The 24,675-nt window shown below is 71.3% G+C and carries 23 protein-coding genes and 1 pseudogene; 13 read left to right on the top strand and 11 right to left on the bottom strand.

Going from position 1 to position 24,675, the window contains the following annotated elements:
- Positions 1–25 precede the first annotated feature (25 nt).
- From ACFY10_RS33375 to ACFY10_RS33385, 3 genes and pseudogenes are all read right to left on the bottom strand, one after another.
- Positions 26–1,300 (bottom strand): cytochrome P450, encoded by a 1,275-nt coding sequence (locus ACFY10_RS33375; RefSeq protein ID WP_390668953.1) that lies wholly within the window; start codon positions 1,298–1,300, stop codon positions 26–28.
- Positions 1,297–2,649, bottom strand: a complete 1,353-nt coding sequence (locus ACFY10_RS33380) for an MFS transporter (RefSeq protein WP_390668954.1) — start codon at positions 2,647–2,649, stop codon at positions 1,297–1,299. The genes ACFY10_RS33375 and ACFY10_RS33380 overlap by 4 nt, the downstream gene beginning before the upstream one ends.
- 159 nt (positions 2,650–2,808) lie before the next feature.
- Positions 2,809–3,196, bottom strand: a pseudogene (locus ACFY10_RS33385) (transposase); the annotation flags it as partial.
- Positions 3,197–3,287: 91 nt separating this feature from the next.
- Here ACFY10_RS33385 and ACFY10_RS33390 point away from each other — a divergent pair.
- Complete coding sequence (locus tag ACFY10_RS33390) at positions 3,288–4,373, top strand: hypothetical protein (RefSeq protein WP_390668955.1); 1,086 nt, start codon at positions 3,288–3,290, stop codon at positions 4,371–4,373.
- A gap of 444 nt (positions 4,374–4,817) precedes the next feature.
- Here ACFY10_RS33390 and ACFY10_RS33395 read toward each other — a convergent pair whose 3' ends face one another.
- A complete protein-coding gene (locus tag ACFY10_RS33395; protein WP_390668956.1) occupies positions 4,818–5,108 on the bottom strand; it encodes a VOC family protein in 291 nt (96 codons plus the stop codon).
- 61 nt (positions 5,109–5,169) lie between these two features.
- Here ACFY10_RS33395 and ACFY10_RS33400 point away from each other — a divergent pair, with 61 nt between their 5' ends.
- The gene (locus ACFY10_RS33400; RefSeq protein WP_390668957.1) at positions 5,170–6,042 is read left to right on the top strand and encodes a universal stress protein; all 873 of its coding nucleotides are present in this window, start codon (positions 5,170–5,172) and stop codon (positions 6,040–6,042) included.
- A 1-nt stretch (position 6,043) separates the two neighbouring features.
- On the opposite strand, the gene ACFY10_RS33405 is transcribed toward ACFY10_RS33400, so the two are convergent.
- The 3 genes from ACFY10_RS33405 to ACFY10_RS33415 all read right to left on the bottom strand — a co-directional run bounded on the left by ACFY10_RS33405 (position 6,044) and on the right by ACFY10_RS33415 (position 8,912).
- Complete coding sequence (locus ACFY10_RS33405) at positions 6,044–7,279, bottom strand: DUF4032 domain-containing protein (protein WP_390668958.1); 1,236 nt, start codon at positions 7,277–7,279, stop codon at positions 6,044–6,046.
- 41 nt (positions 7,280–7,320) lie between these two features.
- Positions 7,321–8,067, bottom strand: coding sequence for an MBL fold metallo-hydrolase (locus ACFY10_RS33410; protein ID WP_390668959.1), 747 nt, complete (start codon positions 8,065–8,067; stop codon positions 7,321–7,323).
- Between the two features lie 218 nt (positions 8,068–8,285).
- Positions 8,286–8,912 carry an alpha-ketoglutarate-dependent dioxygenase AlkB gene (locus tag ACFY10_RS33415; RefSeq protein ID WP_390668960.1) on the bottom strand — a complete coding sequence of 209 codons (627 nt, stop codon included), beginning with the start codon at positions 8,910–8,912 and terminating at the stop codon, positions 8,286–8,288.
- Positions 8,913–9,042: 130 nt separating this feature from the next.
- Here ACFY10_RS33415 and ACFY10_RS33420 point away from each other — a divergent pair, with 130 nt between their 5' ends.
- Positions 9,043–9,504 carry a PaaI family thioesterase gene (locus ACFY10_RS33420; protein ID WP_390668961.1) on the top strand — a complete coding sequence of 154 codons (462 nt, stop codon included), beginning with the start codon at positions 9,043–9,045 and terminating at the stop codon, positions 9,502–9,504.
- A gap of 15 nt (positions 9,505–9,519) precedes the next feature.
- On the opposite strand, the gene ACFY10_RS33425 is transcribed toward ACFY10_RS33420, so the two are convergent.
- Positions 9,520–10,284 carry a metallophosphoesterase family protein gene (locus ACFY10_RS33425; RefSeq protein WP_390668962.1) on the bottom strand — a complete coding sequence of 255 codons (765 nt, stop codon included), beginning with the start codon at positions 10,282–10,284 and terminating at the stop codon, positions 9,520–9,522.
- A gap of 158 nt (positions 10,285–10,442) precedes the next feature.
- On the opposite strand from ACFY10_RS33425, the gene ACFY10_RS33430 reads away from it, so the two are divergent.
- From ACFY10_RS33430 to ACFY10_RS33450, 5 genes are all read left to right on the top strand, one after another.
- Positions 10,443–11,069, top strand: coding sequence for a TetR/AcrR family transcriptional regulator (locus tag ACFY10_RS33430; RefSeq protein WP_390668963.1), 627 nt, complete (start codon positions 10,443–10,445; stop codon positions 11,067–11,069).
- Positions 11,070–11,124: 55 nt separating this feature from the next.
- Positions 11,125–12,795, top strand: a complete 1,671-nt coding sequence (locus ACFY10_RS33435) for an FAD-binding dehydrogenase (RefSeq protein WP_390668964.1) — start codon at positions 11,125–11,127, stop codon at positions 12,793–12,795.
- 167 nt (positions 12,796–12,962) lie between these two features.
- Positions 12,963–13,649, top strand: coding sequence for a FadR/GntR family transcriptional regulator (locus ACFY10_RS33440; RefSeq protein ID WP_390668965.1), 687 nt, complete (start codon positions 12,963–12,965; stop codon positions 13,647–13,649).
- The gene (locus tag ACFY10_RS33445) at positions 13,646–15,028 is read left to right on the top strand and encodes a hypothetical protein (RefSeq protein ID WP_390668966.1); all 1,383 of its coding nucleotides are present in this window, start codon (positions 13,646–13,648) and stop codon (positions 15,026–15,028) included. Before ACFY10_RS33440 ends, ACFY10_RS33445 begins: the two co-directional genes overlap by 4 nt.
- On the top strand, positions 15,025–16,881 hold the full coding sequence (locus ACFY10_RS33450; RefSeq protein WP_390668967.1) for a GMC family oxidoreductase N-terminal domain-containing protein: 1,857 nt from the start codon (positions 15,025–15,027) through the stop codon (positions 16,879–16,881). The genes ACFY10_RS33445 and ACFY10_RS33450 overlap by 4 nt, the downstream gene beginning before the upstream one ends.
- Here the strand turns inward: ACFY10_RS33450 and ACFY10_RS33455 are convergent.
- Entirely contained in the window at positions 16,836–17,195 is a 360-nt protein-coding gene (locus ACFY10_RS33455) for a DUF488 domain-containing protein (protein ID WP_390668968.1), read from the bottom strand. The two genes, ACFY10_RS33450 and ACFY10_RS33455, sit on opposite strands and share 46 nt — an antisense overlap.
- Positions 17,196–17,347: 152 nt before the next feature.
- On the opposite strand from ACFY10_RS33455, the gene ACFY10_RS33460 reads away from it, so the two are divergent.
- Genes ACFY10_RS33460 through ACFY10_RS33475 form a run of 4 tightly spaced genes read left to right on the top strand, consistent with a single transcriptional unit; the run spans position 17,348 to position 22,118 of the window.
- The gene (locus ACFY10_RS33460) at positions 17,348–18,772 is read left to right on the top strand and encodes a M1 family metallopeptidase (protein WP_390668969.1); all 1,425 of its coding nucleotides are present in this window, start codon (positions 17,348–17,350) and stop codon (positions 18,770–18,772) included.
- A gap of 41 nt (positions 18,773–18,813) precedes the next feature.
- Positions 18,814–19,581 (top strand): L,D-transpeptidase family protein, encoded by a 768-nt coding sequence (locus ACFY10_RS33465; protein WP_390668970.1) that lies wholly within the window; start codon positions 18,814–18,816, stop codon positions 19,579–19,581.
- A gap of 18 nt (positions 19,582–19,599) precedes the next feature.
- A complete protein-coding gene (locus ACFY10_RS33470) occupies positions 19,600–20,298 on the top strand; it encodes a response regulator transcription factor (RefSeq protein ID WP_390668971.1) in 699 nt (232 codons plus the stop codon).
- Positions 20,295–22,118 (top strand): sensor histidine kinase, encoded by a 1,824-nt coding sequence (locus tag ACFY10_RS33475; protein WP_390668972.1) that lies wholly within the window; start codon positions 20,295–20,297, stop codon positions 22,116–22,118. The genes ACFY10_RS33470 and ACFY10_RS33475 overlap by 4 nt, the downstream gene beginning before the upstream one ends.
- A 91-nt stretch (positions 22,119–22,209) precedes the next feature.
- Here the strand turns inward: ACFY10_RS33475 and ACFY10_RS33480 are convergent, their stop codons facing one another.
- Together ACFY10_RS33480 and ACFY10_RS33485 are read right to left on the bottom strand one after the other, a co-directional pair.
- Positions 22,210–22,458, bottom strand: a complete 249-nt coding sequence (locus tag ACFY10_RS33480; protein WP_390668973.1) for a WhiB family transcriptional regulator — start codon at positions 22,456–22,458, stop codon at positions 22,210–22,212.
- 107 nt (positions 22,459–22,565) lie between these two features.
- Positions 22,566–23,780 (bottom strand): saccharopine dehydrogenase family protein, encoded by a 1,215-nt coding sequence (locus ACFY10_RS33485; RefSeq protein WP_390668974.1) that lies wholly within the window; start codon positions 23,778–23,780, stop codon positions 22,566–22,568.
- 109 nt (positions 23,781–23,889) lie between these two features.
- On the opposite strand from ACFY10_RS33485, the gene ACFY10_RS33490 reads away from it, so the two are divergent.
- Positions 23,890–24,597 (top strand): TetR/AcrR family transcriptional regulator, encoded by a 708-nt coding sequence (locus tag ACFY10_RS33490; protein WP_390668975.1) that lies wholly within the window; start codon positions 23,890–23,892, stop codon positions 24,595–24,597.
- The last annotated feature ends 78 nt before the right edge of the window (positions 24,598–24,675 follow it).

Genomic DNA, 24,675 nt, shown 5'->3' on the forward strand with positions numbered 1-24,675 from the left:
CGTCGGCTGCCGGCAGCGGCCGATGTCAGTGGGCCCGTGCGGTGCGCCAGGTGACCTCGCACGGGAGAGCGGCGAAACCGCGCTGGTGCGGGGTGTGGACGCGGCGAGCGCGGTCGAGGTCGATCTCGTACGCGGACACGACGGCACCGATCTCCTCCAGTGCGATGCGCATCTCGAGTTTGGCGAGGACCGAGCCGAGGCAATGATGCGGTCCGTGCCCGAAGCTGATCATCCTGCCGGTGTCGCGATCCAGGTCGAAGCGCTCGGGGTTGGGGAAGACCCGCGGATCGCGGTTGGCGCACGCGGGCAGGACGGCGATCCGGGCACCCGCGGGCAACGGGACGCCGTGCAGAACGATGTCCTCGGTGAGGCGACGGGCGACCATCTGGCTCGCCGAGTCGTAGCGCAGCGTCTCGCTCGCCCAGTCGTCGGCCCGCCCGTTCAGCCCGGCCTGCTGTATCCCGCGATCGAGATGCCCGTGGTACCAGGCGTTGCCGATGGTCTTTCCGGTGGATTCATTGCCCGCGCCGACCATGACGAAGAGGAATCCGACGATCTCCGAATCGGTCAGTCGTCGGCCGTCGACCTCTGCCCCGATCAGGGTGGAGGTCAGGTCCTGGCCGGGGTTCTTGCGGAGGTCGGTGACGAGTCCGACGAAGTACTGGGCCATGCGCAGCGCTGCCGCCGTCGCCGTCGGTCCCCGCTCGTCGGACATGTCCTCGCGTACGTTGAGCGCATCCGTGTCCGCGCGGATCAGGTCCCAGTCCCACTCGGGTATGCCGAGCATCTCGCACAGGACGTCGTTGGGCAGGGCGGCGGCGTAGTCGGTGGCGAAGTCGAAGCGCTGCTGACCGCGCAGGGCCTCGAGCCGGTCGCGGGTGATCTCGCGGATCCGCGCCTCCATCGCGGCCACGTGGCGCGGGGTGAAGGCGCTGGAGATCAACGCGCGGTAGGTGCCGTGGTCGGGTGGGTCCATGGCGAGGAAGAAGCTGGTCTTGGGGGCATGCGGACCCCATAGTTCCGGCTCCAGTGAGATGCCGAACCGGTTGGAGAACCGCCGCGGTCTGCGCAGTGCGTCGACGACGTCGGCGTGGCGGGACAGGGCCCAGAAGTCCCGTTCCTCGTTGCGGTACACGGGAGCGTGCTCCCGCATCCAGGCGTAGAACGGATAGGGGTCCTCGTGGATCCGGAAGTCGAAGGGGTCGTAGCCGTGGGGGAACAGATCGGCGAGGGCGTCTGCTCCGCCGGTGGCGACCGGGTCGTGGTCCATGCCGGGTTCCTCCTGGTCGGTGGTGGTCATGGGCGGGCGGCCGGTTCATGGCCTGAGGAGGAGCCTGCGGCGTCGGCCTGCGGCTTCGGTGCCGCTTTCGCGGCTGCCGGGGCGGTCAGCGGCACGTCGTCGCGCAGGGCGCGCAGGTCGCGTGAGAAGTAGGCGAGCCGTGCGACGATCAGGACGGCGACCCCGAGCAGCAGGATGAGGAAGGCCGAGCCGCGTCCGGAACCGACGCCGATCACCTGGCCGACGGTGTCGGCCAGGGCGCCGTCCGGACGCAGCAGCGGTTCGAAGATCCGCTCGGAGACGGGCCCGGCGAGCATGTAGCCGGTGAACAGCACCGTGTTGGTGATCATGTTGAAGGCGGCGAAGGCGCGGCCCTGCATGCCGGGCTCCACCTCGGTCTGCAGCACACTCCGGCTGGTGCCGTCGATGATCATCGAGCAGAACTGGAAGCCGAAGGCGGCGACGGCGACCAGGGCGATGTTCGGGCGCAGGGCGCCCAGGCAGAGGAAGAACCCGAGCGGCACGGCCAGCCCGGCGATGCCATGGATCCGTTTCGGCGGCCCTCCCCACGCGGCCATGGCGGCGCCGCCGAGGAACATGCCGACGCCGCCCGCCGTCAGCACCGCACCGAGCGCCGTCACCGAGGCCATGCCGATCACCAGCGGCGTGAAGAGGACGTCGACGAAACCGACCGCCAGATTGAGCGCGGCGTAGAAGCAGAGCAGCGGGACGAGACCGCGCCGGGTGGCGAGGTGGTGCCAGCCCTTGCGGATCTCCCCGAAGATGCCGGCCGTTCCGTCCTCCGACGCGGCGGGCCGGGGTATGCGGATCCGCAGGAGGACGGCGATGTTGAGCAGGAACGTCGCGCAGTCGATGGCGAGGATTCCGGGGAGACCGATCGCGACGATGAGCAGCCCACCGAGCGCCGGAGCCACGGTCTGGCTCACCGCGGTCGCGGTCATCACCATGCCGTTGGCGCGGCCCAGTTGGTTGCGCGGGGCGAGCTGCGTCACGCTCGCGTTCAGCGCCGGTACGAGGAACGCTCCCAGCGCCGAGCGGACGGTGATGGTGACGAAGATGTGCCAGGGCTGAAGAACGTCCAGGCCGGCGAGCAGGGCCAGGGAGAGGCTCGTGCACACCCCGACCATGTCGCCGGCGAGCATCACCGTGCGCCGGTCCCAGCGGTCGACCAGCGCTCCGGCGAAGGGGGACATCGCGATCGCGGGCAGCAGTGACAGGATGAAACCGACGGCGAACTGAATCGTCGAGCCGGTTTCCAGATAGATCCAGACGGTGAGCGCGAACGAGGTCAGCGCCGTGCCCGTCATGCTGACGATGTAGCCCCCGCAGAGCACCGTGAACCTTCGCACCGGTCGACCGTCCGATCCCTGCCCTGTCGGCGTGTAGAGGGCTTGTGTGGACACGTACTGACGCCCATGGTCGGGGAGGTCGCGGCGGGAGTGCATCCCCCGAATTCTGGGACAGCGCGATCCGCCCCGGCGTACGGGGGGGTGCCCCTATGACTTTGGTCAAGGGGCAACGGGGGCTGGTGGTTGGTAGAAGGTGTCGTCGCGGAGCATCGCGAAGAGGACGTCGGCTCGGCGTCGGGCGAGGCAGAGGATGGCCTGGGTGTGGTGCTTGCCCTGGGTGATCTTCTTGTCGTAGTAGGTGCGGGAAGCCGGGTCGGCCAGCGGCGAACGCGGAGAGGAAGAAGGCCCGCTTGAGCTGCTTGTTTCCTCTCCGTGAGGGCTGTTCACCGCGGATGGACGACCCAGAGGTCCGGGTCGCCGGGGCGAGACCGGCGTAGGCGGCGAGGTGGGCAGCGGACGGGAACGCCGTGCCGTCACCGACGTTGATGAGGATGCGGGCGCCGGTCCTGATGCCGATGCCCGGCATGGACATCAGGACCTTGGAAAGAGCGCCGCCGTACCACGCGCTTTCACGCGCTGTGCGCAGCCGTCGCATGACCCAGACAACATCACCAGCAGAGTCACGGAGTTGATACGTGATGGCCGCACCACCCCAACGGCACGCAGGACGGGCACTGAGAGAGGGGCAGGACGAGGAGATCTTCCGGCTGCTGATCGCGGGCCTCACCGAGCGCGAGATAGCCGCCCAAGTCGGCCTGGGCAAGTCGACCGTCCACACCCGGATCACGAAGATCCTGGACGAGCGGCGCAGTGCCCTTCCGGTCGACGAACTGATCACCATGCGCGCGGCGCGGCTGGACGATCTCTGGCGGCGGGCGTACACAACCCGGGTCGGCTCCCCGCGCGGCTCGAAGGAGTGGGCCGCAGCGTGGGACCGCTGTCTGCGGGCGGAGGAGTCGCTGCGGAAGCTCAAGGGTCTCGACGCCCCCGATGCGATCGACGTCGTCCTTGAGCGCCGGGCCGAGGTCGAGGCAGACGCCGTCACCTCCGCCGTCGAGGCCGTGACCGCCGTGCTCGGTCTCGACGCTCCGCGCCGTCTGCTCGTCCTCGAGGCCGCAGCCGCGAAGCTGAACGGTGATCCGCTGCCCGAGCCGCCGGAGCCGGACGCCGACGAGAGGGCCGACCGCGCGCCGTGGCCGGTCGTGATCGGCGGGGTGGAATGCATCTGGGACCCGCGCCGGGGCTGCTACCGCGAGATGGGTCCGGAGCGCCGACCGGCCGATGAGCCGTTCGTGGACGGCGAGGTCGTGGACGAGTACGACGAGGCCGCAGACGGCTCCGAGGCGACCGGTGGAGCGATGCGCCGGGTGGCTATTCGACGGCCCGGAGGCGGGCAATCATGGCCGCCGCGCGGGCCGCCCTGGACCAGGAGGACGACGGTGAGGACAAAGAAGACGATCAGGGCTGAACTCGCCACCGCCGTGGCCGAGCCGGAGCCCGACCTCGACAAGATCGAGTCGCTCACTGCGGAGCTGCGTACCCGTGGGGGCCGTCCCCGGCTCCGTCGTAGCAAAACCTCGGGCGAGGTTTCCACCGACCCCGAGCACAGGAGCCGTCCTGACGAAGTCGATCAGGAAGCGGTGCAGCCGTGGCGCCCCCTGGTCGCCGACATGATCAGCGGACGCCGTCCCGGCGGATCTCCCTATGGCCGGATCATCGACTGACAGCTCCGGCGCTGGTCGCCCTGGCGCTGACCTGCGCATTCGCGGCGTGCCGTCGATCCGTAGGCGCTTCCGCCCATCTTCCATGGAATCGCGGCCCGATGGCCTGCCTTCGATCAAGTCCATCCAAGATCAATGTATGGCTATACAGCTCGTTGACCTGCGCGAATGCGCTCAACGTGCGCCTAAGAATCGAAGGCCGAAGGTGACGTCTTGTCCACGGTCATGATGACGGTCCGCGCTGCGTCGGACGCCTGTGCCATACGTCTCCCACCCCGAGTGGTCGGACTGACGGCCGGCGAGCCCTGTCGCAAAGGCAGTCACCACGCCGGCTCCCGCCCATCGTATGTTCGATCGTCCCGCTTCGCTCCGGTATACGGCGGGCCACCGCTCAGCCGTGCCTCGACGACAGCACGCAGAACTCGTTCCCCTCCGGATCCGCCAGCGTCACCCATGGCACCTGGCCCTGCCCGACGTCCGCGTGCCGAGCGCCAGCAGCCGGGCCACCTCGGCGTCCCGGTCGTCCGGGCGGAAGTCGAGGTGGAGACGGTTCTTGACGGTCTTGGCCTCCGGTACCGGAGCGAAGATCAGGCCCGGCAGGCGGTCCTTCTCGGGCCGGATCTCGTACTCGTCGGCCGCGTCGTTCACCACGACCCAGCCGAGCGCCTCGGCCCACCACTGCCCCAGCGCGACGGGGTCGGCCGCGTCGACGGTCACCTGCTCCCATTCCAAGGCCATGGCAGGAGCGTAGTGAAGACTGGGCGGGAGTGACCTGACCACGAGACTGGGAGGCAGCCGCATGACCCGCCCGATCACCGCAGGCGTCGACGGAACCGAGGAGAGCATCGCGGCTCTGGACTGGGCGGCCAGGGAGGCGGTCCGCCGGGGGCTCACGCTGCGCGTGCTGCAGGCCTGGCGCTTCCAGCCGTACGAGGCGATCGACGCGGCGGACCCGGACACGCAGGCCGGATGGGTGCGGGACGCGCTGGCCGAGGCCGTCCGGGGTGTCACGGCACGGCATCCGGACCTGGACGTCACCACTGACGTCGTGGCGGGGGAGACGGTCGACACGCTGGTCGCCGCTGCCGCGGAGTCCGAGCTGCTGGTGCTCGGCTCACGCGGGCACGGGCCCGTCGTCGGGTTCCTGCTCGGCTCGGTCGGCCAACAGGTGATCGCCGAGGCCACGCGGCCGGTGGTGCTGGTGCGCGCCGATGACCGGCCGACGGCGGAGGCCGCCGGCCGTGAGGTCGTCGTCGGCCAGCAGGGCGAGCCGGACGACAGCGCCGACACGCTGCGGTTCGCGTTCGAGACGGCGGCCGCCCGCGGCGCCACCGTGCGCGCGGTGCGGGCCTGGACGCTGCCGCCGGTGTTCGCGTACAGCCCGGGCTCGATGCACCTCCTCGAGGAGGCCGGCGGCCTGGAACCGTTCGAGACGAAGGCACTCTCCGCCGCACTGCAGCCCTGGCGGGAGCGCTTCCCCGACGTTCCCGTGATCGAGCACGTGGAGATCGGCAGCGCGGGCCAGGTGCTGCTGTCGGTGGCTGCGCGGGCCCAGCTGATGGTCGTCGGCCGGCGCGCGCACCGTACGGCCGTGGGCGCGCGCATCGGGTCCGTGGCGCACGGGGTCCTGCACCACGCGAACTGCCCGGTGGCCGTGGTCCCGCACGCCTGAGTCACTCCGGGGTGACGGGCTCCAGGGTCTCCCGCGCCCTGGGCAGCACATTCTCGATGTAGTCCTCGACGGCCGTGTCCAGCCCTATGTCGTGCTGTGCCTGCTCGGACAGATACCAGCGGTGCTCGAGCAGCTCGTGGTAGATCTCCGCCGGGTCCATCGCGCCACGCAGTTCGAGGGGCACGGCGCGCACGGTGGGCCGGAAGACGTCCCGTACCCACCGATGGGCCAGCACCTCGGGGCGGGCCGCGAGGGGGTCGCCGGGTGCGTAGTCGTCCTGGGTGGCCATCCAGCTCTCCAGGTCGTTCAGCAGCCGCCGCGCCTGGTTCTCCTCCGCGTCCAGGCCGGTCAGACGCAGCAGCTGGCGCTGGTGGTGGCCGGCGTCGACGACCTTGGGCACGAAGGTGACCGTGTCTCCGTTGGAGGAGTGCTGGATCTGCATCTCGGCCACGTCGAAACCGAGGTCGTTGAGGCGGCGGATCCGGCGCTCGATGTAGTGGTACTTGCCCGCCGGGTACACGGACGTGCGGGTCAGCTCCTGCCACAGGTCCCCGTAGCGCGCGCAGATCTCCATGCCGAACTCGACCGGATCCACGGACGGGTGCAGCGCCCCCGACGCCTCCAGGTCGAGGAGTTCACCGCTGATGTTCACGCGGGCGAGGTCGAGGTCGTAGTCGCGCTGCCCCGCGCTGAGTTGGGGATGCAGGTCGCCGGTCTCGGCGTCCACGAGGTAGGCGGCGTAGGCGCCCGCGTCGCGCCGGAAGAGGGTGTTGGACAGTGAGCAGTCGCCCCACGCGAACCCGGCGAGGTGCAGGCGCACCAGCAGTACGGCCAGCGCGTCCATGAGGCGGTGCATGGTGGCCGGGCGCATGGTCGTCTCGAACATCGAGCGGTACGGCTGCGAGCCGCGCAGATGCCGGGTGATCAGCACCGGTTCCAGCGGGTCGCCCTCCTGGTCGGTGCGCCCGGTGACCACGGCCAGCGGGTCCACCGCGGGGATGCCGAGCCGGTCCAGGTCGCGCAGCAGCTCGTACTCGCGCAGGGCGGGCCGTTCGGCGAGCTCCTTGACGGCGATCACCTCGTCGCCGGCCCGGGCGTAGCGCACGACGTGGCGGGATATGCCGCGCGGCAGCGGGACGAGGTATTCGTCGGGCCACTCCTCCAGGGGCAGGTGCCAGGGCAGGGCCAGCAGGAGCGCGGGGTGCTCCGGGTTCGTCGCGCTGATCTGCAGTGCCATGGCTTGCGTGTCCTTGCCTCGCGGGTGATCGTCACCTCACCTTAGAGGGCGCGCTCCTTGGCCTGAAGTGCCGCTTCACGTACTGGACCACGGTGCACCGGGCCGTGTCCGGGCAGCAGCAGATCGCCGTCGAGTGCGGCCAGGATGTCCAGCGAGGCGACGGCACGGGCACGCTCGTGGTGGAACATGGCGGGCAGCAGTTGCGGCCCCTGGATCCGCGAGGTGGGGTGAGCGCTGACCAGGGCGTCGCCCGAGATCAGCACCCCGGCGTGCGGCAGGTGGAAGGCCGCGTGCCCGTCGGTGTGGCCGGGCGTGTGCACCGGCACGGGGCGGCCCGGCAGGTCCAGTGCGCCCGCCGCCGGGAACGGCTCCGGGGCGGCGACCGGCACATGGGCCGTGCCGCCGGAACGGACGGCGTGCACCGACCAGGGCAGGACACCGGGCCGCCAGCTGTTCCTCAGGACCTGTCCGACGGTCACCTGGTGCAGGAACTCCCGGCGCGCGTGCGGCACTTCTGCCTCGTGGAGGTACACGGGCGTGCCGTAGGTGCAGCGCAGATACTCGGCGCAGCCCAGATGGTCGTTGTGCGCGTGGGTGATCAGCACCGCCGCGACCGCCTCCGGTGCCCCGCCCACCGCCACCAGGGACGCGAGCACCTGCTCCCGGTCACCGGGGTAGCCGGTGTCCACCAGGGTCATCTCGTCGCCCTCCGTGAGGATCACCCAGTTGGTGTTGCTGCCGTGTACCAAGTGAACGCCGTCGGCGACTTGCCGCACGTCTGCCTGCATGATTGCCCCGCGGTGTGAGGTCCCTGCCCGACAGCACCAGCAAAGCAGAACCGACCCGCACCGGAAGCGGCAGGTCCGCGCCAATCTGCGAGCTCAGGGGTGCGATGCGAAGCGGGGGCCAAGAGGACGGCAGCTGCGGAAGTAGCGGAAGGGCTGCCTCCGGCACCGTCCGCCGGAGGCAGCCCCCTGCGTGCAGCCGAAGCGGCCGCCTCTCCGCCTCACTGCACGCCGTGCGGGCGGAACTGAATGCTGATGCGCGGTCCCGCGGCGCGTGTGGTCTTCGGGATGGAGTGCTCCCATGTCCGCTGGCAGGAGCCGCCCATCACGATGAGATCGCCGTGCCCCAGCGGGCGCCGGACGCTGTCGCCGCCGCGCATCGGACGCAGCAGCAGATCGCGGGGCGCGCCCACGGAGAGGATGGCGACCATGGTGTCCTCCCGGGCGCCCCGCCCGATCCGGTCGCCGTGCCAGGCGACACTGTCCCGCCCGTCGCGGTAGTAGCAGAGCCCGGCCGTGGTGAACGACTCGCCCAACTCGTCGGCATAGTGCGCGGACAAGGCGTCGCGCGCCTCGTTCAGCACCGGGTGCGGAAGGGCGTCGTCGGCCCCGTAGAACGCGAGCAGCCGGGGTACGTCGACGACCTGGTCGTACATCTTGCGTCGCTCCGCACGCCAGGGCGCCTCGGCGGCCAGCCGTTCGAACAGGATGTCCGAGCCGTCGAGCCATCCGGGCAGGACGTCGATCCAGGCGCCGAGGCCGAGATGCGTCCGACGGATCCCGTGGAGGGAGCCGAGACGCAACTCGTCGGTCTGGTCGAAGAGCGAGCCCTGGAGGTGCGTGGTCACAGATTCAGGGTACCTCAGATTCGAAAATCTGTTCCTATTTTGGCTCGGTGGAATCGAGCAGGGCCGGGATTGCGCCGGCCGTTGCCCCTGGAGTCACCCGGCCGTAAACGGGCCGTGCGACGGTGCGGCGATGGACATGACGGCACTGGCCCGCACCCTGCTGGAGCCGATCCCGGCGCATCGCACGGCCGGAATCGAGGTGCTCCGGGCCGCCGACGGCGCGGCCGAGGTGGTGTTGGAGACACCGCAGGAGCTGACGAACGTGATCGGCTCACTGCACTCCAGCGGGCTCATGGCCCTGGTGGACGCGGCCGGACTGGGGGCGATCATCGCCTGCGGCACCCGCACAGGTGACCTCGACGGGATCGTGCCCCTGGGGACCGTCGCCAAGCTCGAGTTCCTCGCCCCGGCCCGCGGAAGGCTGGTCGCCGCATGCCGCCTCACCGACGAGGCGCGGCACGCCCTGCAGCCACTGCTGGCGGGCGAGAGCGAAAAGGCCCGGCTCTCCACGCAGGCAGAGGTGACCGACGCGGCGGGAACACCGGTGTGCCGGGGCAGCTTCGACTGGAGCGTGCGGCGGATGCGCGAGTGAGGCTGTTGGCGCGGGTCACAGCCCGCGGCTCTTGCGGGCGCCCTCGGAGAACAACGCCAGGGCTTCGGCGTCGCCCGGCGGGCCGTGCAGGACGTTCTCCTCGACGAACGCCTCCGCGTCCGGCCACGTACTGGCGCGCAGGCGCCGGGCGGCGGCCCGAGCGTCATAGGGCGTGCGGCGCAGGCTCACCCCGGGCCCGAGCAGGGCCCAGTAGGCCGCGGCACCGCGCGGTCCGTACGGCATGCCGACGCTTCCGGGGTTGACGTAGCGCCGCCCGTCGGCGAGCCGGTCGAAGGGCATGTGCGTGTGACCGAACACCACGGTCTGCTCCGTGACGCCGGCGAACGCCTCCCGGTACCACTCCACCGGGCTGTCCACCAGGACGATCTCCTCGTCGTCCCGGGCGGTCGCGTGACAGAACAGCACAGGACCGAGACCGTCCACCGTGAGGCGGGCCGTCATCGGCAGCGCCGCGAGCCGGTCGCGCCACGCCGGGGTGAGCTGCCGTCCGGCCCAGATCGTGCCCGCCTCGTGCGCCGCACCCGTGGGCCGGAACGTGCCGTCGGCCACCTCGACGACGGCACGTTCGCAGTTGCCCCGCACCCACACGGCCCGCTCGCCCAGCGACGCCAGCACCTCGAGCGTCTCCTGCTGCAGCGGGCCCTCCGTCATGTCTCCCGCCAGCACGATCGCATCCGCGCCGGACGCCTCCACCTCCGGCAGCACCGCTTCGAGGGCCGGCAGGTTGCCATGGATGTCACACAGCACCGCAACTCGCATGACGGCAAACTACGGCGCCGACGCCGCGCCGCCGACCGGCTCTGCTGTCAGCAGGGTCAGGCCCGCGCCGGGCGCGGACCGTGCTACGAGGACAGCGACCTCAGCCTTCCGATACATCGATGTATCGGATACATTTCTGTATCGAACGGAGGTCGGAGATGACGACGGAGGGAACGGCCCCACGCGTGACCAGGCGCCGGGTCCGCACGCGCGCCAACCTCCTCGACGCCGCCTTCGCCGTGTTCGCCGCCAAGGGCTTCGGACGGGTCTCCATCGAGGAGGTCTGCGAGGCCGGCGGCTACAGCAGGGGCGCCTTCTACTCCAACTTCGACAGCCTGGACGAGCTGTTCTTCGCCCTCTACCGGCAGCGCGCCGACCTGATCGCGGACCAGGTCTCCGGGGCCCTCGCCCTGGACGGACCGGACCTGGACGTGCCCGCCGCCGTCGACCGCGTCACCGAGGTGCTGCTCCTCGACCTGGACTGGCTCCTGGTGAAGACGGACTTCCTGGTGCATGCAGCCCGCGATCCGCAGGTCGCCGAGACCCTGCTGGAACACCGGGCGCGGCTGCGCCGGGCGATCGCCGACCGGCTCGCCCGCGCGCGGGGCTTCGCCCAGCCGCCCGCCGTGCTCGGCGACATCGACGGCGCGGCGCACGCCGTGGTCGCCGCGTACGACGGCGTCACCACCCAACTGCTGCTGGACAAGGACGTCGAGAGCGCCCGCGTCTGGCTCAAACAACTGCTCACCGCGCTGCTGACCGACGGCAGCGGCACCTCCCGATGAGATCTCCAACGAGCCCTCTCAACCAGACCCCCCAACGAGAAAAGGAACCCTCGCCATGGATGCGGACGTCATCGTCGTCGGAGCGGGCCTCGCGGGCCTGGTCGCCGCGCATGAACTCACCAGCAGGGGAAGGCGAGTTGCCCTGGTCGACCAGGAGAACGCCGCCAACCTCGGCGGCCAGGCGTTCTGGTCCTTCGGCGGACTGTTCCTCGTCGACTCCCCGGAGCAGCGGCGCCTGGGCATCAAGGACTCCTTCGACCTGGCCTGGAACGACTGGCAGGGCAGCGCCCAGTTCGACCGGGTCGACGACGAGGACTCCTGGGCGGTGCGCTGGGCGCGCGCCTACGTCGAGTGGGCGGCGGGGGAGAAGCGGTCCTGGCTGGACGGGCACGGCATCAAGCTGCTGCCGACGGTCGGCTGGGCCGAGCGGGGTGACCTGCGGGCGGACGGACACGGCAACTCCGTGCCCCGCTTCCATGTCACCTGGGGCACCGGCACCGGCGTGGTGGAGCCGTTCGTCGACCACGCCAAGCAGGCGTCGCGCGACGGGCTGCTCACCTTCTACCACCGCCACCAGGTGGACGAGCTGGTGATCGAGGACGGTGCCGCGCGCGGGGTGCGCGGCACGGTGCTCGCCGAAGACCGCTCGCCCCGGGGCGTCTCCTCCAACCGCGACCGCGTCGGCGACTTCGAACTCACCGCCCAGGCCGTCGTCGTCACCACCGGCGGCATCGGCGCCAACCACGACATCGTCCGCCGCTACTGGCCCGAGCGCCTCGGCACCCCGCCCACCGACATGGTCACCGGCGTGCCCGCGTATGTCGACGGCCGCATGCTCGACATCAGCGCCGAGGCTGGCGTCCGCCTGGTCAACCGCGACCGCATGTGGCACTACACCGAGGGCCTGCAGAACTGGGACCCGATCTGGCCCGGCCACGGCATCCGCATCCTGCCCGGCCCGTCCTCCCTCTGGTTCGACGCCCTCGGCCGCCGCCTGCCCGACCCCTGCCTGCCCGGCTACGACACCCTGGGCACCCTGAAACACCTGCGTACGACCGAGGACATCGCCGGCTACGACCACTCCTGGTTCATCCTCACCCAGAAGATCATCGAGAAGGAGTTCGCGCTGTCGGGCTCCGAGCAGAACCCCGACATCACCGCCAAGGACAAGGGTGCGGTGCTGAAGAACCGCCTGGGCAAGGGCGCTCCGGCCCCGGTCGACGCGTTCCTGCGCAAGGGCGCCGACTTCGTGACCGCGCCCACCCTTGAGCAACTCGTCACGAAAATGAACGAGTTGACGGACAAGCCGCTGCTCGACGCGGACGACCTGCGCCGCCAGATCGAGGCACGCGACCTGCAGATCGCCAACCCCTACAGCAAGGACTCCCAGATCCAGGGCATCCGCAACGCCCGCCGCTACATCGGCGACCGCCTCGGCCGCGTCGCCACCCCGCACCGCATTCTCGACCCTGCGGCCGGCCCGCTCATCGGCGTCAAACTCCACGTCCTGACCCGCAAGACCCTCGGCGGCATCCAGACCGACCTCGACTCCCGTGCCCTGGGCGCCGACGGCAACCCCATCGACGGTCTCTACGCCGCCGGCGAGGTGGCGGGCTTCGGCGGCGGAGGCGTCCACGGCTACAACGCCCTGGAGGGAACCTTCCTCGGCGGCTGCCTCTTCTCCGGGCGGGCGGCGGGACGGGCGGCGGCGAAGCAGACCGCCTGACCGAGCGATCGACGCACGCGCCGCAGGGGCGGCCGGGGACGAACCCGGCCGCCCCTGCGGCACTTCCGCGTGAACAACTGGCAGCCGCAAGGGGATTGACCGGCGCTCGCACCCGCTGGTTCAGTGGCTCAGCCACTCATCCACCTCTTCCGTACAAGGAGGCATCCGTGGAGGCACTGCCCCGCGAGACGATCGTGGACGTCCTCGAGGCCCGGCTGCGCGAGGACATCCTGGCCGGACGCCACCCGGCGGGCAGCTATCTGCCCCCGGAGCGCCAACTGGCCGACGGATACGGCGTCACCCGCACCACCCTCAAACACGCCTTCGGCCGCCTGGTCCAGGCCGGCCTCCTGGAGACCCGGCACGGCGTCGGCACCAAGGTCCGCGACTACGCCCGGCTCGGCGGCGCGGACCTCCTGCCGATGCTCGTGCGGCACGACGCGAAATGGGTCCGCGAGATCTTCGAAGTACGGCGGTCCGTGGGTGCGTTGATAGCCGAGCGGGCCGCGGCCCGGGCCACCCGGGCGCACCACGTCGAACTGCGCCGCCTCCTTGAGTCCGTACGGACAGCGGACGCCACGGACGCCGTGCAACTGGCCGACGTCGAGGTGCACCGCGCCCTCGCCCGCGCGACCGGCAACCGGGTCTACGTCCTGCTGACCAACACCCTCTTCAACGCCTACCTCCCCGTCCGCGCCGCCCTGCGCGGGCCGTTCACCGACGCCGAAGCCGCCCACCGGCGCCTCGCCCCGGTAGTGGAGGCCGTGACCTCCGGCGACAGCCGCCGGGCCCACACGGCCGCCGACGCCTATCTGCGCGACACCGAACGCCTCATGCTGGAGGGACTGGCGTGAGGGGCACCTCGTTCACGGAGACCATGCTCGGCACGGTCCGGCTCGACAGCCGGGACCCGGTCCGCCGCATCCGCCTCGACCTGCGGGCCGAGGCCGACGAAATCCTGCGCCCGCACCGCACCACCCGGGCCCGGATCGGCGGCCGCATACGCATCACCGGACTGGCCGACGACCCGGACGCCACAGGCGAGTTGGAGATCTCGCCACTCGCCCGCCGCCGCATCCGCTACCGGTTGACGTTCACCGCCGACGACCGCGTCCTCACCCTGGACGGCTGGAAGTCGGTGACCCCCCGCCGTCCGGTGAAGTCGATGACGGTCCTGCCGTTCACGCTGTACGAGGACGGCGCGCCGGTCGGCCGGGGCACCTTGCGCTTCCCCGTCACCACCGGCCTGGCGCCCTTCCTCCTGAGCTTCCGCTTTCCCCGGCGGGAGGACCCCGCCCAGTACCTCGCACCGCGTTGGGACGGCAGTCCCGGCCGCACCGAGGTCTGGTACACCACCCTGACCGACCCCGCCACCGGCACCGGCATCTGGCTCCACCACGAACTGGTCTCGCCCACCGACGGGTCCGCACCGCACGCCCACGGCTGGGCCGCCGCCTTCCCACCCGACGGAGAGGTCCGCCACATCCGCTTCGGGCCCACCCCCTGGAACAACCCCGCGCACGGATTCACAGCCGACGGCGTCTCGGCCGCCCCGGGGCAACTGACTGGAAACGTCGGCGACTTCCACTGGGATCTTGCCGAACGGCCCCTGGCCGAGCCCTTGTTCACCTTTCCCCGCTGGTCCTGGCGGCGTCCCCTGCTCCCCGCCGCCCACATGCTTCCGGCGGCCCGGGCCACGTACGACGGAACGTTCAGCGACGGAAAACAGACGCTGGCCCTGCGCGACGCCCCAGGCGCCTCCGCCCGCATCCACGGTCACGGCAACGCCCGCCGCTGGGCCTGGCTCCACGCGGAACTGGGCGACGGCGACGTACTCGAGGTGATCGCCGCGGTGTCGACGCAGCCCCTGCTGCGGCGGCTGCCGCCACTCGTCTTCCTGCGCCTCAGGCACCGCAACCGCACCTGGCCGCGCCGGGCGGAGCGCTCCGCGGTCGGCCTGTTCGGCATCGGACGCTTCCGCGCCCGTATCGGACTGCCCGTGTGGACGGTGACCGGCCGTACGCTGCTGCGCCGCATCCGCGTCGAAGTCATCCAGCCGGCCGAGCGCACCCTCGCCCTGGACTACCGCGACCCGGACGGCGCCCCGGCGGTGTGCCGCAACAGCGAGAACGCCGACGCGACGATCCTGCTGGAGCGCTGGTGGGGCCACTGGCGCACCGAAGCCACATGGACGCTGCAGGGCACCGCACACGCCGAGGTGGGGGACCGGTGACCGGGCGGGGACTGGTCGCCGCGCTGCTGGCCGACACCGGGGGCGGGGAGTGGCTCGCGCGCGTACCCGGCAGGCTCGACACGTTCCTGTCCGCACTGCCCGGGCCCGTACGGGCCGCCGTGCATGCCGCCGCCACCGCCGTGGACGCATACGCCGTCCTGCACAGCGGGCGTCGCCTGGCCGCCCTCACCCCGGACGAGCGCGAAACGGTGCTCAACTCCCTTGCCGCGCGCCCCGGACTCCTGCCGGCGCTCGATCTCCTCAAGGTCCCCGTGCTGCTCGCCGCGGCCACCGAGCGCACGCCGGCCCCAGCGGCACCGGCAGCCCCCGACGACCCGCCCCTGGACTGCACCCCGGCCCAGGAGTGGCCCGCCCGGGCCACCGCCGACGCCGTCGTGGTGGGATCCGGCGCCGGAGGAGCCGTGGCCGCCCGCACTCTCGCGCGCGCCGGGCTCGACGTCGTGGTGCTGGAGGAGGGCGAGCACCACACCACGGCCTCCTTCGGCCGCCGTGCTCCGCTGGACCGCTTCACCGACCTGTACCGGGACGGCGGAGCGACCGCCGCCCTGGGCAATCCGCCCCTCCTGCTGCCGGTCGGACGGGCCGTCGGCGGCACCACCGTCGTCAACTCCGGCACCTGCTACCGCACTCCGGCCCATGTCCTCGACCGCTGGAGCAGCCGCCACGGCTTCCACCTCGCCGACGGACTCCCCGCACGGCTGGACGAGATCGAACGCACCCTGCGCGTCGCCACCCAGCCGCTCGACGTCCTCGGCAGGAACGGCCTGCTCGCCCTGGCCGGCGCCGGACAACTCGGCTGGCGGGCCGGCCCGCTGCGCCGCAACGCACCGGGCTGCAAGGGATCCTGCCAGTGCGTGGTGGGCTGCCCCACCGGCGCCAAGCAGAGCGTGCAGCTGTCCGTCCTGCCCGACGCATGCGCCCACGGGGCGCGCATCGTCACCGGCGCACGCGTGCAGCGGATCCTGCTCGACCACGACCGCCCGGGCCCGCCACACGCGGCCGGCATCCTGGCGCGCCGGGCGGACGGCAGCGAACTGGAGATCCTCAGCCCCCTCGTCGTCACGGCCGCGGGCGCCCTGCAGACCCCACCGCTGCTGCGCCGCTCCGGCCTCGGCGGACATCCCCGCCTGGGCCGCAACCTCAGCGTGCACCCGGCCACCAGCGTCGCCGGCCGCTTCACCGACCCGGTCACCTCCTGGGAAGGTGTCCTGCAGAGCACCGGCATCGAGGAACTGCACGACCGCGGGATCCTGATCGAGGCGACCGCGAGCCCGCCCGGCATGAGCAGCTTCGTCCTCCCCGGCCTCGGGCGCTCCCTGCGCCGTGAACTGGAGGGAGCCGACCGCCTCGCGATCCTCGGCGCCATGATCGCCGACCGGCCCGCGGGCCGGGTCCTGGGCCGCGACCGCACAATCGTCCACTACCGCCTGGACCCCCGCGACGGCGACCGGCTGATGACGGCCGTACGAGCCATGGGCCGCATCCTCTTCGCCGCCGGGGCCCACGAGGTGCTCACCGGCGTCCCACGCGCACCGCGCGCCCGCACCCTCGCCGAACTCGACGCGCTGCTCACCGGGATCACCCCGCGCGATCTGCACCTGTCGGCCTTCCACCCGACCGGCACGGTCGCCGCGGGCAGCGATCCGCGGCGGGCACCGGCCGATGCCGAGGGCAGGCTGCGAGGCGTCCACGGCGTCCTCGTCACCGATGCCTCCGTCCTGCCGGGCTGCCCGGAGGTGAACCCCCAACTGAGCATCATGGCGGCCGCCCTGGCCGTCACCGAGAACTACCTCGAAGGCGCATCCAGCAACCGGACCAGCACGGCGGCGTGACTCTGCCCGGGGTCCTTGGCGGCGGTCAGCAGCGTCACGGGCCCCTTGGCCGCCAACTCCCGGACACGGCCGAGGAGTTCGGCCGCCTCCGGGGCGTCCAGCTCCGCCTCGTAACGGCCCGCGAACTCCTCGTACGACCCCTCACCCGCGTGATACCAGCGGCGCAGCTCCGTCGACGGGGTCAGGGCCTTGGGCCACTCGTCCACGCGCGCCGCATCCTTGGACAGGCCGCGCGGCCACAGCCTGTCGACCAGGACGCGTACGCCGTCGTCCGGCTCGGGCGGTTCGTAGACGCGACGCACGCGAACGCTCACGATCGGGCCTCTCTGCGGTGGCGGGTGACGTCGAGCGTAGTGCGGGAGCGGCGGGTGACGCCGTGTGACTTGACCCAATCGAGGAGGAAACCGGGACGGGCGGCCCATACCCTGGTGCCCGTGTGATCATCGGCCACCCCCCAGGAGTGCATGTGAGGCAATCCCGCCGACAGGCCGTCAGACCCGCCACCGTCCTGCGCCGCGAGGTTCTGACCGCGACGGTCCCCGTCGCCCTCGCGGCTCTGCTCGCCGCCGCCGGACCCGCCTCCGCGAGCACGGGCGGCGCATCCGGTGCCGGGGATCCGTACTTCCCGCTCGCCGGCAACGGCGGCTACCACGTCCACCACTACGACCTGACCCTCCGTTACGACCCGACGAGTGGCCACCTCGACGGAACCGCCGTCCTCACCGCCCGCGCCACCCAGGACCTGAGCCGCTTCGACCTCGACTTCAAGGGGCTGAAGGTCACCGGCCTGACCGTCGACCACGCCCCGGCGCAACACCGCCGCGACGGCCAGGAACTCGTCGTGACCCCGGCCCGCCCCCTGTACAGGGGCGAGGAGTTCCGCGTCACCGTCACCTACAGCGGCACCCCCAAGCCGGTCACCGACCCCGACGGTTCGCTCGACGGCTGGATACCCACCGACGACGGCGCCTTCGTCGCCGGGGAGCCGCAGGGCGCCATGACCTGGTTCCCGGCGAACAACCACCCCAAGGACAAGTCGTCGTACGACATCACGGTCACCGTCCCCGAGAACCGCACCGCCGTGGCCAACGGTGTCCTGATCGGGCGGCGGACCGCGCACGGGCACACCACGTTCCACTGGCGCCAGCGCGAACCCATGGCCGCCTACCTCGCCACCGCGACGGTCGGGAAGTTCGAGGTCGAGCAGTACACCACCCGTGACGGCATCCGCGTCTACAACGCCGTCGACCCGCGCGAGGCGTCCGAGGCGGCACCCGTACTGAAGAAGCTGCCGTCCGTCCTGGAGTGGGAGAGCAAGCTCTTCGGGCCCTACCCGTTCCGCAACGCCGGGTCGATCGTGGACCGCGCGCCGGACGTCGGGTACGCGCTGGAGACCCAGTCGCGTCCCCTGTACGACTCGGCGCCGGACCTGAGCACCCTCGTCCACGAGAACGCCCACCAGTGGTTCGGCGACTCCGTGTCGCTGACCTCCTGGAAGGACATCTGGCTCAACGAGGGCTTCGCGACCTACGCCGAGTGGCTCTACAGCGAGCAGCACGGCGGCGACAGCGCCCAGGAGACCTTCGACAAGCTCTACGCCCGCCCGGCGAGCGACGACCTGTGGGAGTTCCCGCCCGGCGACCCCGGCAGCGGCGAGAACATCTTCGCCACCCCGGTCTACGCCCGCGGCGCGATGGCCCTGCACGAACTGCGCAAGGCCGTCGGCGACCGCACGTTCTTCCGCATCCTGCGGGCCTGGGCGACCGAACACCGAGGCGGACACGGCACCACGGCGAAGTTCGTGAACCTCGCCGAACGAGAGTCGGGCAAGGACCTGAACAGCCTGTTCCAGTCCTGGCTCTATCAGGACGGCAAGCCGAACACGGCCTAGATCCTGACCAGTTCCTTACATGTCTGCGTCAGTATGCGTTCATGATCACGCGCAGACCACGTCCCGCCCTGCTCGCCGCGTCCCTGTTGTTCCTGACGGGATGCGGCGGCGGGGCGGTGGCGTTGCCGGGCCATCCCTCCGGCGGCGACGCGGCAGCAGCGAGCACCCCCGCGGCCGTACCGATCCCCACGCCGACGGCCGGGGCGAGAGCCGAGTCCGCCCCGCTGCAACTGCCCGGCCTGGGACCGAGGACGCTCGCCAAGATGCCCGCCGACGCCCGCCAGGCCGTCGTCGTCACCGGCAAGGACAAGAACTCCCCGCTGTCCACGCTCGTCCTGTACGAGCGCACCGCCACCGGCTGGCGGCCCGGCGCGAGCTGGCCCGCGCACAACGCCCTCAAGGGCTGGACGGGCCACCACATGGCCGGAGACCTGCGCTCGCCCATCGGCGTCTACGGCCTCACCGACGCGGGCGGGCTGCTGACCGACCCCGGCGCCAAGCTGCCGTACCACCACTCCTACGGCTTCACCTCACCCGGCACCGGCTTCGAGGGGGAGCCCCTCGCGGGCGCCTTCGACTACGTCGTCGCCATCAACTACAACCGCAGGCCGGGGACTTCACCTCTCGACTGGACCCGCCCGCTCGGGGCGAAGCGCGGCGGCGGCGTCTGGATCCACGTGGACCACGGCGGCCCCACCCACGGCTGCGTCAGCATCGCGGAGAAGCACATGAAGGAGTTGCTCCGCGTGCTCGACCCGGATCTGCATCCCGTCATCGTCATGGGTGACGCCGTGTCCCTGGCCCGCTGACCGCTTAGGATCCGCCGCGTGTGCGCACATGTGCTGGTCGCCGAGGACGACGAGATGCAGGCCGAACTCATACGCCGGTCCCTGCTGGCCGAGGGCCATACGGCCACCGTCGTCCATGACGGGGCGGCCGCGCTGGCCGCCGCCCGTTCCCTCAGACCCGACCTTGTCGTCCTCGACCTGATGCTCCCCGTGGTCGACGGCTTCGGGGTGTGCCGGGTCCTGCGGGGCGCCGACGAGGAGATCCCGGTGCTGATGCTGACCGCACGGTCCGAGGAGGACGACGTCCTGCTCGGTCTGGAGCTGGGCGCCGACGACTACATGACCAAGCCGTACAGTCCGCGGGAGCTGATGGCCCGCATCCGTACGGTGCTGCGGCGCAGCGGCCGGACGGTCGGCGTGCGGGAGGATCCCGTCGTACGGACGGCCGGGCTCGCCGTCGATCCGGATCGGCACGAGGTGCACTGCGACGGCACACCGGTGGAGTGCACACCGGCCGAGTTCCAGATCCTGCTGGCCATGGCGGCGGAGCCCGAACGGGTATTCACCCGGCGGCAGTTGCTGCAGTGCACCCGCGGCATCGACCGGGCCTCGACCGAGCGGGCCGTCGACGTCCACATCATGAACCTGCGCAAGAAGATCGAGGCCGATCCGCGCCGGCCGGTGCGGCTGCTGACCGTGTTCGGGGTCGGCTACAAACTCAGCGGCGGCCGTCCGTGAAGCGCCGCATCCCGCTGCGCAAACGGCTGCTGGTGCGGCTGCTGATCGCGTCGGTGGTCATCGCGGTGTGCTCCGTGGCGGCGACGGCCTGGCTGGCGGTGGAGACCACCACCCGTGCCCTGCGGGAGGAACAGGGCCAGGACCTCGCCGACGACATGAAGATCCTCGCCGAACTCAGCGGCTACGCCGCAACCCACCCCGACTGGAAGGGCGTCGAGGCCACCGTCCGCACCCTGGCCGCGACCTCGGGCCGGCGCATCGCCCTGACCACGGCCGACCGCACCCTCATCGCCGACTCGGCGAGGAAAGGAACTGCCCTGCCGCTCGGCGCCGCCGCCACCGTCGACCCGCTGCACACCGACACCTACACCGAGGCCGGCGCACAGCTGAGCGGGATCGACCCCCGTGCCGTGGGCCCCTACCGGCTCACGGGGAACGAGCGCTCCCGACTGGAGGCGATCGCCGCCAAGGAACAGGCTTGCTACCACCGGTTCGGCGTCGAGACCAAGGTCGAAAAGAGCCCGAGCGGTCGTCCCGTGATCGTCAACTCCGATGGCAGCCCGGCCTCCGACTACGTGACGGAGGACTGCGGTTACGGGCTGCTCGCCAACCCCACGCGCACCGAAAAGAACGCACTCGACGACCTGACCGAGGGCGCCCGCGTCTGCCTGCAACATCACGGCCTGGACCCGGGCGTAGGGCCCTACCTCATGCTCGATCCCACGGGCAAGGCGACCGCGAGCCGGTTCGTCATCGCCAAGTACGCCAAGATGGACGATGCGCAGGCCATGAAGGCGGCGCAGACCTGCACGGACGACGCCCTGCGCACCCAACTCACCCCATACGTCGCCCCGGTGGCCGAGCTGTACCTCGGTGGGGACGACCCCACCACCCCGCCCCGCTTCGACATGTCCCCGGCCAACAAGGCGAAGATCGTCGGCGCCGCCGGTCTCGTGCTGGCCGTGACCCTCGCCGTCACCGCCGTGGTCGCCACCCGGCTCGTCAGGCCGCTCCGCGCGCTGACCGAGGCGGCACAGCAGCCGCCGGACATGCATGTGCGGGTGCCGGTGACCACACGGGACGAGACCGGCATCCTGGCGGAGGCCTTCAACGACCTCACCGAGCGGCGCGAACGCCTGGAGTCCCAGCGCAAGGCCATGGTCAGCGACATCGCGCACGAACTGCGCAGCCCCCTCACCAACATCCGCGGCTGGCTGGAGGTCACCCGGGACGGCGTCGTCGCCCCGGATCCCGCGCTGCTCGGCTCCCTGCACGAGGAGGCACTGGTGCTCCAGCGCATCATCGACGACCTCCAGGACCTCGCGGCCGCCGACGCGGGCACCCTGCGCCTGCACCGCGAACCCGTCCGCGCCGACGAGCTGCTGGACCAGGTCGCCGCCGCCCACCGCGTCGCCGCCGACGCGGCCGGCGTTACCGTACGCACCGAGGACGACGGCAGCCCATGGCTCGACGCCGACCCGGTGCGCATGCGGCAGGCTCTCGGCAACCTGGTCTCCAACGCACTGCGGCACACACCCGCCGACGGCACCGTCACCCTGGCGGCCCGTCGCGACGGCGACGAGGTCGTCTTCACCGTGACCGACACCGGCACGGGCATCGCGCCGGAGGACCTGCCGCACGTCTTCGACCGCTTCTGGCGCGCCGAGAAGTCCCGCAGCCGCCGCACAGGAGGCAGCGGCCTGGGCCTGCCGATAGTCCGTCACTTGGTCGCCGCACACGGGGGAACAGTGGATGCGACAAGCCAACCCGGCGCGGGAAGCACCTTCACTTTGAAACTGCCGACCAGTGCAACGCCCTGAAGGGGCGCGGGACTGTATCGATATGCGGCTCCGCCGCGTGGGCGCGACCGGCCACAACGTCGCAGCAGACGCCCAACAACCCATCGCGGCACTACCCGCGGCGCGAAGTGGCTCGCTCCCGCCGCAGGGCACGCCGCTCCGTCTCACTCATACCGCCCCAGATACCCAGGCACTCCGTGGTGTCCAGCGCCCAGCGCAGACACCGCTCCCGGACAAGGCAACGCCGGCACACCGCCTTGGCCTGTTCCGCCTGCATCAGCGAAGCGCCCGTGGTGCCGATCGGGAAGAAGAGGTCGGGGTCCTCGTGTCGGCACGCGGCCTGGTCTCGCCAGTCGTCCATCAAAGTCACCTGCGATCGAAGTCGTACGTGCCCTCGCGGATGGCTTACTCGATTACGGGTCACCTGTCGATGCGTGAGTGAAACAACGGAGTGCTGAGAACCGAGGTTCACTGCTCGCGCATGCCCCACGGGGAGCCGTACGCGGTCAGCAGATCCAGGAACGGGCGGGCCGGGAACGCCTCCGGGCCGAGCACGCCCGATCCGGACCAGGCGCCGGTGGCGAGGAGTTCGAGCGCGACGACCGGATTGACGGCGGTCTGCCACACCACCGCCTGGCTGCCGTACTCCGTCATGGACCACTGGTTGTCGACCACGTGGTACAGGTACACCTCCCGCGGTGCACCGTCCTTGACGCCGCGCACCCAGGTGCCCGCACAGGTCTTGCCGTGCATCCGCTCGCCCAGCGTCGCCGGGTCGGGCAGACACGCGGCGACGACGTCCCGGGGCGAGACCGCCACCGGCCCCGCGGGGCTCGGCACGGTCACCGGCTCGGTGCTGTCCAGGCCCAGCAGGTGCAGCGTCTTCAACGTCTCGATGAACTCCCGGCCCAGCCCGTACTTGAAGGTGACCCGGCGCGCGTCCACCCAGCGCGGGACGAGCAGCACCTCCTCGTGCTCCACGTTCACACACTCGACGGGGCCGATGCCCTCCGGGAAGTCGAACACCTCCGGCTCGCTGAACGGCTCGGTGGTGAACCAGCCGCGGCCGGCCTCGTAGACCACCGGCGGATTGAGGCACTCCTCGATGGTGGTCCAGATGCTGAAGGACGGGGCGAAGTCATAGCCGTCGACGGTGAGGTTCGCGCCGTCGCGGACGCCGATCTCCTCGATCTCGTCGAAGAGTTCGTCGGCGGCATACCGGGCGAAGACGTCCGACAGACCGGGCTCCACGCCCATGCCGACCAGGGCCAGCGCGCCCGCCTTCTGCCACTCCTCGGCCTGCGCGAACTGGTCGTCGCCGAGCTTGACCCCGCACTCCGCGTACGGCCGCTCGGGGTGCGGGTGCGACAGCGACATCGCCATGTCCAGATAGGTGGCGTCGGCGGTGCGCGCCGCGCGGAACAGCGGCATCACGAAGCGCGGGTCGGTGGCGTTGAGGAGCACGTCGCAGCCGTGCCGGCGCAGCAGCTCCGCCACGGCCGCCTCGTCGCTCGCGTCGACGCGCTCGGCGCTGAACCGGCCGTCGTCGAGGGCCGCGACCGCTGCCTCGGCCCGCGCCGGGTCGTAGTCGGCCACCACCATCGCCTCGAAGAACGGGCGCCGGGCGGCGATGCGGGTGATGGCGGTGCCGACACCGCCGGCGCCCACGAGCAGTACACGCATGACAGATCTCCCTGTCCGGAGGGTTGATGACGAGGGGCCCCGCCGGAGATACAACGCCGCCGGTTCACGTAAGGTCAATGGCGTTGGCATAAGGCCTCGGGAGGTTGTCATGCCCAAACCGGTGGTGCCCGAGGAGAGGCGCCGCAGACGCAGGCCCACCAAGAGGGGCACGGTGCTGTCCGAGCGGCTGATCGTCGAGACCGCGCTGCGGATGCTGCGCGAACACGGCAGCGCGGGCCTCACCGCCCGCCGCCTGGGCCTGGCCCTGGACGCCGACCCGAGCACGCTCTACCGCTACTTCCGCGGGATGGACGAGCTCACCCTTGCCATCGGCGACGCGCTCATCGGCCAGGCCCTCGACGGCTGGCGCCCGAGGGGGGAGTGGCGGGCGGACCTGCGCGCCGTCGGGCTGCGCATCCACGCCGCCTACGTCGCCCACCCGCAGGCGGCCCTGCTGACCACGAGCCGGGTCACCGGCCGGGCCAACGAACTGGCCGCCGACGAGGCCGTATTGGACGTCCTGCGCACCGCCGGTTTCCCGCTGCCGGACACGGTGCGCATCTACCACGCCTTCATCGACCAGAGCCTGGCCTTCGCCGCCCTCGACGCCGCCTCCCTCGCCCTGCCGAGCGCCGCCCTCCGCGCCGACGAGGACATGTGGCGCTCGACGTACACCCGGCTGCCCCGCACCACCCACCCGCGCATCGCCGAGGCGGCACCCCTGCTGGCGGCCCGCATGGCCGACAGCGCCTATCCGACGGCACTGGAGATGCTCCTCGACAGCGCCGCGGCGCAGCTGGCGGCACTGGGTTCCTGACGGCATCCGCCCACTCGATTGCTTGATGCAAGTCACGTCTCTATAGTCGGTTGAGTCGATTGCATCAAGCAATCCACC

This window comes from Streptomyces sp. NPDC001401 (assembly GCF_042895385.1).
Taxonomy (GTDB): domain Bacteria; phylum Actinomycetota; class Actinomycetes; order Streptomycetales; family Streptomycetaceae; genus Streptomyces.